Origin of the sequence: Sphingomonas sp. CARO-RG-8B-R24-01 (genome assembly GCF_022662295.1) — a bacterium.
Lineage (GTDB): Bacteria > Pseudomonadota > Alphaproteobacteria > Sphingomonadales > Sphingomonadaceae > Sphingomonas.
In genome coordinates, this window is sequence record NZ_JAKNQI010000002.1 from 543,239 (window position 1) to 556,238 (window position 13,000).

General features: G+C 64.6%; 14 protein-coding genes. 4 read left to right on the top strand and 10 right to left on the bottom strand.

Annotated elements, in window-relative coordinates:
• Nucleotides 1-52: 52 nt before the first annotated feature.
• A complete protein-coding gene (locus L8G49_RS07335) occupies nt 53-1,879 on the bottom strand; it encodes an ABC transporter transmembrane domain-containing protein (RefSeq protein ID WP_277923124.1) in 1,827 nt (608 codons plus the stop codon).
• A gap of 155 nt (nt 1,880-2,034) precedes the next feature.
• Here L8G49_RS07335 and phaZ point away from each other — a divergent pair, with 155 nt between their 5' ends.
• Complete coding sequence (gene phaZ / locus L8G49_RS07340; RefSeq protein WP_242183545.1) at nt 2,035-3,252, top strand: polyhydroxyalkanoate depolymerase; 1,218 nt, start codon at nt 2,035-2,037, stop codon at nt 3,250-3,252.
• 108 nt (nt 3,253-3,360) lie between these two features.
• On the opposite strand, the gene L8G49_RS07345 is transcribed toward phaZ, so the two are convergent.
• On the bottom strand, nt 3,361-3,840 hold the full coding sequence (locus L8G49_RS07345; protein ID WP_242183546.1) for a pyridoxamine 5'-phosphate oxidase family protein: 480 nt from the start codon (nt 3,838-3,840) through the stop codon (nt 3,361-3,363).
• 18 nt (nt 3,841-3,858) lie between these two features.
• Between L8G49_RS07345 and L8G49_RS07350 the strand changes: the two genes are divergently transcribed.
• Nucleotides 3,859-4,173 (top strand): hypothetical protein, encoded by a 315-nt coding sequence (locus L8G49_RS07350; RefSeq protein ID WP_242183547.1) that lies wholly within the window; start codon nt 3,859-3,861, stop codon nt 4,171-4,173.
• Between the two features lie 136 nt (nt 4,174-4,309).
• On the opposite strand, the gene L8G49_RS07355 is transcribed toward L8G49_RS07350, so the two are convergent.
• Nucleotides 4,310-5,488 (bottom strand): acetyl-CoA C-acyltransferase, encoded by a 1,179-nt coding sequence (locus L8G49_RS07355; protein ID WP_242183548.1) that lies wholly within the window; start codon nt 5,486-5,488, stop codon nt 4,310-4,312.
• 134 nt (nt 5,489-5,622) lie between these two features.
• Entirely contained in the window at nt 5,623-6,099 is a 477-nt protein-coding gene (locus tag L8G49_RS07360) for a MaoC family dehydratase (protein ID WP_277923125.1), read from the bottom strand.
• A 375-nt stretch (nt 6,100-6,474) separates the two neighbouring features.
• Between L8G49_RS07360 and L8G49_RS07365 the strand changes: the two genes are divergently transcribed.
• Nucleotides 6,475-6,897 (top strand): diguanylate cyclase, encoded by a 423-nt coding sequence (locus L8G49_RS07365; protein WP_242140571.1) that lies wholly within the window; start codon nt 6,475-6,477, stop codon nt 6,895-6,897.
• A gap of 15 nt (nt 6,898-6,912) precedes the next feature.
• Here L8G49_RS07365 and L8G49_RS07370 read toward each other — a convergent pair whose 3' ends face one another.
• The 3 genes from L8G49_RS07370 to L8G49_RS07380 all read right to left on the bottom strand — a co-directional run bounded on the left by L8G49_RS07370 (nt 6,913) and on the right by L8G49_RS07380 (nt 9,686).
• On the bottom strand, nt 6,913-7,200 hold the full coding sequence (locus L8G49_RS07370) for a hypothetical protein (RefSeq protein ID WP_242140570.1): 288 nt from the start codon (nt 7,198-7,200) through the stop codon (nt 6,913-6,915).
• A 220-nt stretch (nt 7,201-7,420) separates the two neighbouring features.
• Nucleotides 7,421-8,644: a mechanosensitive ion channel family protein gene (locus tag L8G49_RS07375; protein WP_242140569.1), complete on the bottom strand. Its 1,224-nt coding sequence runs from the start codon at nt 8,642-8,644 to the stop codon at nt 7,421-7,423.
• A gap of 13 nt (nt 8,645-8,657) precedes the next feature.
• On the bottom strand, nt 8,658-9,686 hold the full coding sequence (locus tag L8G49_RS07380; protein ID WP_242140568.1) for a DNA topoisomerase IB: 1,029 nt from the start codon (nt 9,684-9,686) through the stop codon (nt 8,658-8,660).
• Nucleotides 9,687-9,805: 119 nt separating this feature from the next.
• On the opposite strand from L8G49_RS07380, the gene L8G49_RS07385 reads away from it, so the two are divergent.
• Nucleotides 9,806-10,387: a type 1 glutamine amidotransferase domain-containing protein gene (locus L8G49_RS07385; protein ID WP_242140567.1), complete on the top strand. Its 582-nt coding sequence runs from the start codon at nt 9,806-9,808 to the stop codon at nt 10,385-10,387.
• On the opposite strand, the gene L8G49_RS07390 is transcribed toward L8G49_RS07385, so the two are convergent.
• The 3 genes from L8G49_RS07390 to L8G49_RS07400 are packed head-to-tail and all read right to left on the bottom strand — an operon-like array spanning nt 10,363 to nt 12,966.
• On the bottom strand, nt 10,363-11,457 hold the full coding sequence (locus L8G49_RS07390; RefSeq protein WP_242183549.1) for an acyltransferase: 1,095 nt from the start codon (nt 11,455-11,457) through the stop codon (nt 10,363-10,365). The genes L8G49_RS07385 and L8G49_RS07390 overlap by 25 nt on opposite strands.
• Nucleotides 11,454-12,815: a putative O-glycosylation ligase, exosortase A system-associated gene (locus L8G49_RS07395; protein WP_242183550.1), complete on the bottom strand. Its 1,362-nt coding sequence runs from the start codon at nt 12,813-12,815 to the stop codon at nt 11,454-11,456. The genes L8G49_RS07390 and L8G49_RS07395 overlap by 4 nt, the downstream gene beginning before the upstream one ends.
• On the bottom strand, nt 12,808-12,966 hold the full coding sequence (locus L8G49_RS07400) for a hypothetical protein (protein ID WP_242183551.1): 159 nt from the start codon (nt 12,964-12,966) through the stop codon (nt 12,808-12,810). The genes L8G49_RS07395 and L8G49_RS07400 overlap by 8 nt, the downstream gene beginning before the upstream one ends.
• Nucleotides 12,967-13,000 lie beyond the last annotated feature (34 nt).

A 13,000-nucleotide genomic window follows, 5' to 3' on the forward strand; every position in this document is an offset into this window, starting at 1 on the left:
GGAGTGTGCGGCATAGACGGCGCGCGAACAAGCCCGCGGCCGCCGGGCTCCTTCAAGCCGCTTCGTTGAACTGCAGGCTGGCGAGACGCGCATACAGCCCGTTCTCGCCGATCAGCGACCCGTGCGACCCCTGCTCGACGATCTGGCCATCGCGCATGACGATGATCCGCTTGGCGGCGCGCACGGTCGCAAGCCGGTGCGCGATGACAAGGGTGGTGCGGTTGGTCATCAGCCGCTCGAGCGCCTGCTGGACGAGCCGTTCGCTCTCCGCGTCGAGCGCGCTGGTCGCCTCGTCGAGCAGCAGGATCGGCGCATCACGCAGCAAGGCGCGGGCGATGGCGACTCGCTGGCGCTGGCCGCCGGACAGCCGTGCGCCGCTCTCGCCGAGGAAGGTATCGAGCCCGTCGGGCAATTTGCGGAGGAATTCCGCGGCGTTCGCGGCCTCTGCCGCTGCCCATAATTCGTCGTCCTGCGCGCTCCAGCGCCCGTAGCGCAAATTGTCGCGCGCGGTCGCGCCGAAGATGACGGTTTCCTGCGGCACCATCGCGATCCGCGCGCGGATTTCCGCGGGGTCGGCATCGCGCAGATCGACCCCGTCGATCCGCACCGATCCGGCATCGGGATCGTAGAAGCGCTGGATCAGCTGGAACAGCGTGGTCTTGCCCGCGCCCGAGGGGCCGACGATCGCGACGGTTTCCCCGCTGCCGATCTCGAGCGAGAAGTCGTGCAACGCTGCGACATCCTGCCGCGTCGGGTAGCGGAATTCGACATGATCGAAGGTCAGCGTGCCGCGCGCCGGAACCGGCAGCGTGGCCGGGACCGCCGGCGCGCTGATCTCGGGCTCCTCGTTGAGCAATTCGGCCAGCCGCTCGGCCGCGCCCGAAGCACGCAGCAGATCGCCGTACACCTCGGTCAGGGCCCCGAATGCGCCGGTTACCAGCCCGGCGGTGAAGATGAACGCGGTCAGGGCGCCACCCGTCAGCCGACCTGCGGAGACGTCCGCCAGGGTCGACCACATCAGGAGCGTGACCGCACCGAACAGCAGGCCGATCACCAGCGCGGTCATGATCGCGCGGATCCGGATCCGGCGCTTGGCGGCGGTGAAGCTGCGGTCGACCGCCCCGGCGAAACGCTCGGCCTCGCGGGTTTCCTGGCCGAACGCCTGGACGATCTTCATCGCGGCAAACGTCTCGACCGCCATCGCCCCGATGTCGGCGATCCGATCCTGGCTGGAACGCGAATATTTCTGCACGCGCCGCCCGAGCAGCATGATCGGCAGAACGACGATCGGAATGCCGATGATCAGCATCCCCGCCAGTTTCGGCGCGAGCGCGAACAACGAGACGATCCCGCCGATCCCGGTCAACGTGTTGCGCAAGGCAACCGATACGGTCGTGCCGACCGCGCTCTCGATCTGCGCGGTGTCGGATGTCAGGCGCGAGGCGACTTCCGATGGCCGGTTCTCCTCGAACCAGCGCGGGGCGAGGCGCAGCAGATTGGCCTGCACCGCGGTCCTGATATCGGCGACGGTTCGCTCGCCCAGCCAGGACACGAAGTAGAAGCGCACGGCGGTCGCCACGGCCAGGACCGCGACCAGCGCGAACAGGCCGTAAAACACGCGATCGATGTGCTGCGGATCGCCGCCGTGGCTGAATCCCTGATCGATCACCGACTTGAAGGTCCACGGGATGTACAGGGTGGTTGCCGACGTCGTCAGCAACGCGAGCAGTGCGATCGTGATCTGCGCCGGATAGCGCGATCCGAAATGCCAGATCATCAGCAGGTTGCTGAGCTTGCGCCGGCCGGGTGCCGGCGTGTCGCGAGGGGCGGTGCCAGGCGCTGGGTCGTGCGTGGGAGCGGCGTGAACGGTCTCTGCCATGGCGCATCGCCTAGCAGGGACTGGCAGGCGCCTCAATCGTCGTGCAGCCTATTGCCGCGCGGCGCGTATCTCTCTGGGGCATGCGGCACGTCCGTTCGTCGCATGGCCGCATATGATGATAGAATCGTAAGCTCGGTATGCTAGAAGGCGCGGCTATGCTCTACAATGCCTATGAAATTCAAAAATCGATGCTCGCCGGCGCGAGTGCCATGGCCGACTTCAGCGCAGGGTGGCTGAGCAACCCGGCCAATCCCTTTGCCTATTTCGGCGGCGGGGCGGTGATGGGCTCGGCGCTCGAAGTGTTCGCGCACGCCGCCGCGCCGCGCGGGAAGCCGGCCTTCGGGCTTGATTTCACCGAAGTCGATGGCAAGACCGTTGCCGTCACCGAAGAGATCGTTGCGCGCAAGCCCTTCGGACAGCTCAAGCGGTTCGTCCGCGAAGGCGTCGAAACCGGACCGAAACTGCTGATCGTCGCGCCGATGTCCGGCCATTATGCGACGCTGCTGCGCGGTACGGTCGAGCGGATGCTACCCGTGGCGGACGTGTACATCACCGACTGGCGCGATGCGAAGCAGGTGCCGCTGTCCGAGGGCAAGTTCGACCTCGACGATTACATCGATTATCTGATCTCGTTTCTCGAGGTCGTGGGCCCGGGCGGGCACATGCTCGCGGTGTGCCAGCCGTCCGTGCCGTGCTATGCGGCGGCGTGCGTGATGAGTGCGGACAAGCATCCGTGCCGTCCCAGGACGCTGACCATGATGGGCGGCCCGGTAGATACGCGCGAGGCACCGACCTCGGTCAACACGCTGGCGACCGAGCGTCCGCACAGCTGGTTCAGCCAGAACGTCATTGCGACGATCCCCGCGACGCATCCGGGCGCTGGCCGCAAGGTGTATCCGGGGTTCCTGCAGCTTGCCGGCTTCATGTCGATGAACCTCGGCAGCCACATGATGTCGCATTACGAGATGTTCAAACATCTGGTGGTCGGCGAGGATCTGGAGGCGGATGCGACCAAGCGGTTCTACGAGGAATATCGCTCGGTCTGCGACATGACCGCCGAATTCTACCTGCAGACGATCGACGTGGTGTTCCAGGACCATGCGCTGCCCAAGGGAACGATGACGCATCGCGGTCGTCCGGTCGATCCGGGTGCGATCACCGATATCGCGATCCTCGCGATCGAAGGCGAGAAGGACGACATTTCGGGGCTCGGGCAGACGCGCGCGGCGCTGACGATCGCGACCAACCTGCCGGACGACAAGAAGCGCTATTACATGGCCGAGGGCGCGGGCCATTACGGCATCTTCAACGGGTCGAAGTGGCGCAACAAGGTCGCGCCGGTCGTCGAGGAATGGATGAAAGCGCACGGCTGAAGAGCGTAGCGGACCGCGCTCCGCCGCGCGTTGCCGGGCCGGTCCGTACCTGTTTATGCTGGATCCCGGCACGCGGCCGGAATCCAGCGGGATCAGGGAACCCTTCGCTTACGCGGCCGTCGTGCTGACCTTGGCGTGGCTGCTGCTTTCCTCCGCAGTGATGGTGCCGCCGAACAACATCTTGACGCGACCCGTCAGCGAAATGTCGGTTTCCCACAATTCGGCGCTGTCGATGTCCATGCGCAGAAGGGCGAGGTTGGGGTCTTCCTTACCTTCGGGAAACCAGGCCTCGACCTGCTTGTTCCACAGCTTGTCGATCATGCCCGTGTCATTGTCCTGGCGGATCGTGCCGGCCATGCACGCGAAATAGTCGTGCCCCTTGGCCACGAACTGGGCCATCACCTTGCCACCGCCGGCGAGCCGATTGTCCTTGCCGGTGAAGAAGAACAGCGTGTCGACCAGATCCTTGTCGAGCTGCGCGGTCAGCGGTTCGCTATGCGACGAACCGTCGGCGAGGCCGACCATGACGAAGGGGCTGTCCGCCATCTTCTTCCACAGCGTTTCCTTGATTTCGTGGGTGTCGGCCATGCGGGTGTCTCCTTCAGGATGGTTCGGACAGGAAACGACGGGACGCTGGGTTGGTTGCCCGGCATTTTCTGCGGTAATCGCTGGCAAGACATTGGCGTATCCTGCGAAGAATACGGAACACCATCGGTCGAAAGCAGGGCGACCGGGCAAGGCGAGTGTCGCCTGGATTTGCCGATCGTCAAAGTCGCGATTAGTCATTCCCGCGGCGGCAATTCGGCCGCCAAGATGAGAGGTGCACCTATGATGGTCGCCGATCTGTGCCTGATCCTGGGCGTGCTTCTTGCCTTCGCGACCTTGGTCCTGAAGATCATCGAGATGGCACGCAAAGATTGAGGTGCACGGGCGGGGCTCGGTCTGACAGCCGAGCCCCACACGTATTGAGCCCCGGCCGCTGACACGACCGGGGCTCGCTATGAGAGGCGCCTATGATCGCCGACGCCGTTATAGACGAAACGGGCGTCGACTTCAATTACAGGACTTCGAACAACCCTGCCGCACCCTGGCCGCCGCCGATGCACATCGTCACGACGACGTACTTCGCGCCGCGCCGCTTGCCCTCGATCAGCGCGTGGCCGGTCGCGCGCGCGCCGGTCATGCCGTACGGATGGCCGATCGAGATCGCACCGCCCGACACGTTGAGCAGCTCATCCGGAATGCCGAGGTTGTCGCGGCAATACAGCACTTGCACCGCGAACGCCTCGTTGAGCTCCCACAGGCCGATATCGTCCATCTTGAGGTTGAAGCGCTCGAGCAGCTTGGGGATCGCGAAGACCGGGCCGATGCCCATCTCGTCGGGCTCGGTGCCAGCCACCGCCATGCCGACATAACGGCCGAGCGGGGTGAGGCCGCGCTTCGAGGCGAGCGACTCTTCCATCAGCACCGAGGCGGACGAGCCGTCCGACAGCTGGCTGGCGTTGCCCGCGGTCACGTTCATCCCCGGACCCATCACGGGCTGGAGCGACTGGAGACCCTCGAGCGTCGTCTCGGGGCGGTTGCCTTCGTCCTTGGAGAGCGTGACCTCCTTGTGCGTGACTTCCTTGGTCTCCTTGTTGGTCACCGCCATCGTCGCGGTGACGGGGATGATCTCCTGATCGTAATAGCCCGCTGCCTGCGCGGCAGCCGTGCGCTGCTGCGACTGGAGCGCATATTCGTCGCAGGCTTCGCGGCTGATGTTGTACCGCTTGGCGACGACTTCCGCCGTGCCGAGCATCGCCATGTACACGTCCTTGTGCATGGCGATCAGCTCGGGGTCGGGGGCGAAACGCATCTGCGGGGTCTGGACGAGGCTGATGCTCTCGACCCCGCCGCCGATGGTGACGTCCATATTGTCGGTGATGATCTGCTTGGCGGCGGTTGCGATCGCCATCAGGCCGCTGGCGCACTGGCGGTCGACCGACATGCCCGGCACAGTGACGGGGAGCCCGGCGCGCAGCAGCGACGTGCGCGCGATGTTGCCGGCCTGGTGGCCCTGCTGGAGCGCGCAGCCGAAGACGACGTCGTCGACCATGCCACCATCGATCCCGGCGCGCTCGACGGCGGCCTTGATCGCGTGGCTGGCAAGCGTGGGGGCGGGGGTGTTGTTGAACGCACCGCGATAGGCGCGACCGATCGGGGTGCGGGCGGTGGAAACGATGACGGCTGAACGCATCGGGCTTCTCCTTCTATAAGCCCCTCCCCTTCAGGGGAGGGGTTGGGGTGGGGACGTGGGATGGAGGCAGCCGGTTCGATAACGGCACGGCCCCACCCCGACCCCTCCCCTAAAGGGGAGGGGCTTTTTAAAGATCACACGAAGATCTGCGACATCCATTCGGCGATCATCGCGGGCTTTTCTTCGCCTTCGATCTCGACCGTGAATTCGTTGGTCTGCTGCCACTGGCCGGGGCGCTTCTCGATCAGTTCGAGCAACTTGAACCGACCGCGCACGCGCTTGCCGGACCGCACGGGCTGGAGGAAGCGCACTTTGTTGCCGCCGTAATTGATCCCCATCTTGACGCCCTCGATCTGGACCGCGTCGATGATCTTCGAGGACAGCAGCGGCATCAGCGACAGCGTCAGGAAGCCGTGCGCGATCGTGCCGCCGAACGGGGTCATCGCGGCCATTTGCGGATTGACGTGGATGAACTGGTGGTCGCCCGTCGCATCCGCGAATTTGTCGATCATTTCCTGGCTGACTTCGACCCAGTCCGATACCTGCTCGCTGCCGATCCGACCGGCGAGCTCCTGAATTGTAATCGTGGTCGTCACGGCATTCCCCTGCAAAGTGCGCGCCTGGCTATCGTGCTGCGGGAGATGGCACCGGCTTTTGCCCCATGCAAGCCTTGTGGAAACCCATGATCGGAACGGATAGGCGGCCGTAGCGTTAATTGGCAGGAACGCGACGCCGCGCAGGCCCTCTCCGGCGAACCGGATTTTCGAATCAGGGCGGCCGACGATTCGTCGGAGCGGCCGGCGGGCGCGACGGAGCATTTTAAATGACGCAAAACCTTCGTCGAGTTGCCACCGATCATAGTCAATAGGAATGAAACCCGACTTAAGGCGGATGTGCCCCTAGAATATCCATGCATAGGTCCTCCTACATTAACCCAACATCAGTTGGGCGCCGTCGGAAGGAACAAGATCCTCATGCGAGTAGCGATGAAACAGCGACCAACCGATCAACGCGAAATGTATGTATTGAGCGATGCACGCCACGACCGGCGCGCGGCGAGCGGCGCTGTGGTGCTCGACGATTTGGCCCATTTGGCGATGCGGTCGCTCGATGTTCCGCTTGCCGTGATCGTCATCGACCGCATCGCCCAGGGTTGGCAAACCAAGCGTGTCGGCGCGGCGAGCATCACGCCCGTCAGCGGGCAGGCGCAACATTCGCTCGGCGCGCTGGTCAATCCGGTGGCCGCGGGGGCGGCGGGTTTTCCCTTCTATGTCGCCGTTCCGTTGCGCGACGACCGCGGCGCGCGGATCGGGACTTTGGCGATCCTGGCGGAGGAGACCCGCACCGTATCGGACGACGACCTCGCAACCTTGCGGAAACTGGCGGGAATTATCGAACTGATCGTGTGACCGGGCGACCGCCGGTCACAGGTTCAGCGTCGCGGCGACACCTTTCCGCGTGAGGATCGCATCGCGGGCGGTCGGTTCGTCGCCCGTACCGATCAGGAAAAACTCGACCGACAGAAAGCCCTCGTCGATCAGGCTCTGGACGATGCGGACGAAGGTCTTGCCTTCGGGCGAGAACTCCGTGCCAAGTCGGGTCGGCGAAAGATGGACCGGTGTTGGCCAGTTCTTGCGCAAATAGGCGAGAGCGGCCTGATTAAGCCGCGTTTCGATACTGGCCTCTGGGTCGTGCAACCGCTGCAATGCCACTACTGTCGCCCCTAAGAGATCGGCGTCCGCTATAATCCCTTTCGCTGTTATCTTCGGGATCAGTTCATTCGCTCTCTGTATACAGGGAAATTATAGGTCAAAAACGGCGGTAACGCCAGTGGCGATACAGCCGTTTTGAATGTTCCCGCCGAAACTATCGGCAATATACTGTGAATGACGTACGCAACAGTCACAATTCGACAGTAACCGTATTGCGAAATCAATTGTGCGCGGCGTCCTCGTCCACGGCGGAACGGCTGGCGGCTGCTCCGGTGCCCTTGCGCTGTTCGGACGATGGCGGCTTCGTCGCGGTCGGCGGCAAGCCGGATCCGTCCGCTCCCGGCCCGGCGAGCGTCGTTTGGGTCGGATAGGCCAGTTCGATCCCGTCCGTGTTCAACATGCGGACGATCGCCATCCCGACGGTGTGACGTGCGTCGTAGAAGTCCTGGAACGCGGCGCTGGGGGAATCGAATTCCACGTCGAAATCATAGCTGTTCGTGCCGAACGTGGTGAAGCCGGCGCGAACGAATTTCATGCCATTGGCCTCGATCACGTCTTTCAGCATCGACGGCAGTGCCTCCATCGTCTCGATCGGGGTCCATTGCACCAGCCCGAGCGTGAAGATGACGCGCCGATAGTCGCGCGAGCTGTTGTTGATGATTTCCTTCTCGAGCAGCTGCTTGTTCGCGACGATCCGTTCTTCGCCGGTAACGCCGCGGATGCGCGTCGACTTCAGCCCGATCGCCTCGACCGTCCCGGACGACTTGTCATAGCTGATCGCGTCGCCGCGACGGAACGGCCGGTCGAAGATGATCGCAAGGGCGGCGAACAGATCGGCGAAGATGCCTTGCGCGGCCAGACCGATCGCGATGCCGCTGACGCCGAGTCCCGCCACCAGCCCGGTGACGTTGACGCCGAGGTTGTCGAGGACGACGATCAACGCGATCGCAAATACCGCGAAGCTCACCAGCAGGCGGATGATGCCCATCGCGCTGCCGATCGCCTCGCCGGAATAATGTTCGTTGCGCGTGCGGTGCTCGATCGCGCCGAGGATCAGCTCGCGGGCCCACAAGGCCGCCTGGAAGACCGCGGAGATCGTGAACAGGAAATTGATCACCCGTGTGACGTCGGCCGGCGGATTGGCGAAGCCCACGACCAGCTTCGCCGCCAGCAGCACCATGAAGACGTTCCCGGTCCGCGCTATCGCACGCCCCAGTACGATTCCCCAGCCCTGCAATTTGCCGTCGCGCTCGCACAGTGTCCGCCCGAGCCGGCGCGCAACGTGCAGCGCCAGGACGATCGCGGTTCCGACGCCGATTGATACCAGCAATTGCAGCCAATAGTCGCCGACCCAGTCGACCGTCGTCTTGACCAGACCGTGAACCTGACTGTTCACGTCGCGCACACGGATGGGCGGGAGGATGGCCGCGGACTTGTTGCTCATGATGATGAAACCTTTACGCGGCCCCGGCGAGCGTTGCTGCGCTTCCCGTAGGTGAGCCGCTGTCTAGAAACGCGATCAACCCGCGTTCTACCCGGGAAAGATGCTGCGTGGAGCGCGGCAGGCGTAACCCGTCGCGAAAGGCGGACTGCCCGTCCTTTACCAGGGCGAGCAGCGCGGGATGAACATAGGATTTGCGCGCGATGGCCGGGGTGTTGCCGAGCGCTTCGGTGACGGGCTCGAGCATCGTTTTCAGCGTGATATCGTGCTTCGCCGACGCGAGCGCCTCGAACGCCAGAACGCTCGCGCTCCAGGTGCGGAAGTGCTTGGCGGTGAAATCCGCGCCCATCGCATCGCGGATATAGGCGTTTACGTCGGACGAACTGACCGGGTGGCATGTGCCCTCGGCATCGACCCAGCGGAACAGATGTTGGCCCGGCAGGTCCTGGCAGCGTTTGACGAAGCGGCTCAGGGATCCATCGGTAATCGTGAGCATGCGCATCTTGCCCGACTTCGCCTTGAACTGCAGCTTCAGCGACTGTCCCTTGATGTCCGCATGGCGCTTGCGCAGCGTCGTGGCACCGAAGCTCTTGTTGGACTTCACATACCCTTCGTTCCCGATCCGGACCTTGCCCAGGTCGAGCAGGCGGACCACCGCGGCGACCGCGATGTTCTTGTCCAGACCGCGGCGCGCGAGATCGCGCTCGACGCGCGCCCGCAGCCTTGGCAAGGCCTGGCCGAACGGCGCGCACAGGTCGTATTTCGCCGCCTCCTGCGTTTCGCGGAAGCCGGTGTGGTAGCGATATTGCTTACGGCCCTTTTCGTCCCAGCCAACCGCCTGGATATGACCCGTCGGCGAGGGGCAGAACCACGCATCGCGATAGGCGGGGGGCAGGCCGATCGCGTTCAGCCGGTCGATCTCGGCACGGTCGGTGACACGATTGCCCTGCGCATCATGATAGCCCCAGCCGTGCCGCATCTTCTTGCGTGTAATGCCAGGCTCGCTGTCGTCGTGGTAATCGATGCTGGGGATGTGCTGCTCCATGGCCTGTTTGAATGCACGGGTGGGCGCATCGTTCCGGAACAGCCGACCCCGCTCGCGGGTTGAGCACCGCGAGCCCCCAGGCTTGATCCCCACCGACCCTTTGAGCACCGGAGACTATCATGGCCGAGCTTTCGCAGGCGCACGTTCTCATCATCGCGACCGACGGCTTCGAGCAAGCCGAACTGTTCGAGCCGCGCAAGGCGCTGCTCGACGCGGGCGTCAAAGTCACTCTGGCCGCGCCCAAGATGGACCCGATCCAGGGCATGGAGCATGACCAGAAGGGGCAGACGATCACCCCGGACATGACGCTCGATACCGTGGATACCGAGGATTACACCGCGCTTCTCCTGCCGGGAGGCGTCGCCAATCCGGATGCCTTGCGGATGGATGACCGCGCGGTCGAGATCGTCGAGGAATTCGCCGATGACGGCAAGTTGATCGCCGCGATCTGCCACGCGCCGTGGCTGTTGATCGAGGCGGACGTCGTCGATGGTCGTCGCATGACGAGCTGGCCGTCGCTGCGGACCGACCTGGCGAATGCCGGTGCGGACGTGGTCGACGAGGAGGTCGTCCGCGACGGTCCTTTCATCACCAGCCGCAAGCCGGACGACATTCCGGCGTTCAACAAGGCGATCTTGCAGGCGCTGCAGGAAGACCTGGACGACCAGGAAGCCGATCAGGAAGACACGGCGGACGCGTGACGCCGCGAACCGGCTCGCCAGGTCTTGGCGAGCCGGTTCATCCGCTCCTGCGCGGGTTGCTCGACGCAGGAGTACAGGACGACCGAACTGGCCAGCACGAGTGCCAGGTAGAGCGCGATGACCGGTGGTGGCACGGCGTGCGCGTCGCGCACGAGCACGAGCTTGACCACGACGAACAACAGGAAATGGCCGAGATAGGTCGCATAGCTGATCTCGCCCAGTCGGTGGAGGAGCGGCGCGGCCAGCGGGTTTCCGGGGAGACCCGACGTCAGGGCAAGGGCAAGCAACCCGGCCGCGCATCCGCACGGCAACACGAGCGTTTCTCGCGTGCCCAATGCACATGCCGTAACCGCGCCGCCGAAGACGAACAGCGCGACCACGGCGGGGCCGATCGGGGTGGTCCGGTATCGGCTCCACAGCGCGTAGGTCGCGGTTCCCATCACGAATTCGATCAGGCAGCGGCGCAGGCCGAGCGACCAGATGTCGGTGCCGAGGGTCGGCGCGCCGGCCATTGCGGCGTGCAGCAGCACGCCCAGCGCAACGATCGCCGCGACGATGCCGGCGGTCGGCACCCGTCGCCAGTCGAGGACGATTGCCAGCACCGGAAACAGGATATAGGCCGCCCATTCGGTGCTGATCGACCAGCTCGGATCGTTCCAGGCGAGCCGATCGGTGAACCCTAAATTCTGCAGCAGCAGGATATGCAGCGGCAGCGCAGCGAAGGGAAAGGCCTGTGCGTCCCCCTTGCCGATCGCGGCGAGCGCGAGCGCAAGCGCAGTCGCGCACGCGAGCATGAACAGGTGAAGCGGCCAGATCCGCGCCAGCCGACGCCACAGGAACCCGGGAAGCGCGCCGATCCCGCCGCTGCGCAGGCGGTCGTTCCAGCTCAGCCACAGGACGAAGCCCGACAGCAAGAAGAAGAAATCGACCGCCAGATACCCCTTGGCGAACAGCGCCAGCCAGAAGGGGGGCAATCCGGCGATCGACAGGCGGATGTGATACAGCACGACCCACCAGGCGGCAATCCCGCGCACCCCGGTGAGCGCGCGCAACTCGGCGCGCGCGGTCACGTCGTGGCGATCCGCGCGGGGCGGGCCTTGCGGAGCGGCCGGAACGTCTGTTCGGCGCGCTTGCGCGCGAGATAGGTGTCCAGGCCGATCTGCGCGCCGATCAGCATGTAGACGAACGGCTGGAACGCAATCGCGATGAACGCCGCGCCGAGCAGGTAAACGATATGCGCGGATTGCAGCGCCCCGGCGAGCGGCGCGATCCACGCCTGGTGCGCGTCCGCCTTGCGATAGCGACGGCGCAGCACTTCCATGCGGATCAGCCCGATCCCGTTGATCAGCGCCCACAACAGCAGGCCGGGGAAGCCCTGTTCGCCGATCATCTCGAAATAGGCACTGTGGAAGGCGCGCGCCTTGTCGACCGTCAGCTTGCGGTCGACGGTCGCGTTGTTGCCGTCGCCTTCGACTTTTTCGGTGTCGTAGCGGATCTGGTTCTGGCGATACATTTCGAACCCGCCGCCCAGCGGGTGCTGCTTGGCATAATCCCACGTCCAGCCCCACACCGCGAGCCGGGTGGAGGCGGATTCATCGCCCTTATAAGTCTTGATCGTGCCCATCCGCTCGGTGAAGGCGCTCGGCAGGAACGGCACCGCGATCAGTCCCGCTGCCGCGATCAGGCCGAGATACAGGAGTTTGCGCTTGGCATCGCGCAGCATCAACAGCGCGACCAGCCCGATACAGAGCAGGCCGGTGCGGGTCGACGTGCCGACCGGGATCAGCAGACAGGCGAACACCAGCGCATAGCAGAAGGCGGTCACCTTCCATCCCGGCGGGAAGATCGTCCCGTAGCGGGTGAACCACAGGATCAGCGGGATGATCGCGACCGCGACGGTCGAAATGGTCGAGCCTTCGTAAAGCCCCGAATTGTTCGCGACCATCAGGTTGAGCGTGCCATAGCCGCCCCCGCCGCTGGCGATCGTCTTCAGCCCGCCGACGATGATGATCGACGCCGCCGAGGCGATCATCACCACCAGCAGTGCCTCGATCCGCAGGCGGGTGCGCAGGGTCAGCGGGAGGAAGGCGGCGAAGGCGAGCGTCTTCCACACCCAACCCCATTTATCGAGCGCTTCGACCGGGAAATCGGCGCTGCGCGTGGTGAGGCCGCAATATAGCAGCAGCAGGACGATCAGCAGCTGGCGCGGGGCAAGGCGGACGTCGCGCTTGTCGTCGGCGAGCAGGAAGCCGCCGACCGCGAGCGCGACCGCAACCAGCGAGATCGGAACCGAATTGAGCAGCAGATAGGTCAGGCGCTGCGGCGAAACGATGTCGATATAGACATAGGACAGCACGAACACGAACGGCCGCCGGAACCCCGCCGCGAAGAAGGCCGCAAGGAACGCGACGAAGAACAGGTCACGCACGCGGGCGTCTCCCCGGTCTTTCTGGGGTGGCGGGCGCGGGGTCGTTCGCGGTCGCGGCGGCTTCGCGGTCGAGATCGGGACGGCGCAGGAGCAGCCAGATTGTCAACGCGATCAGGCCATGGCTCACGGCGAGCGCGAAATTGTCGATCATCCGCGCAAACCCCTTCGACGCCCGTGTCCCGCGT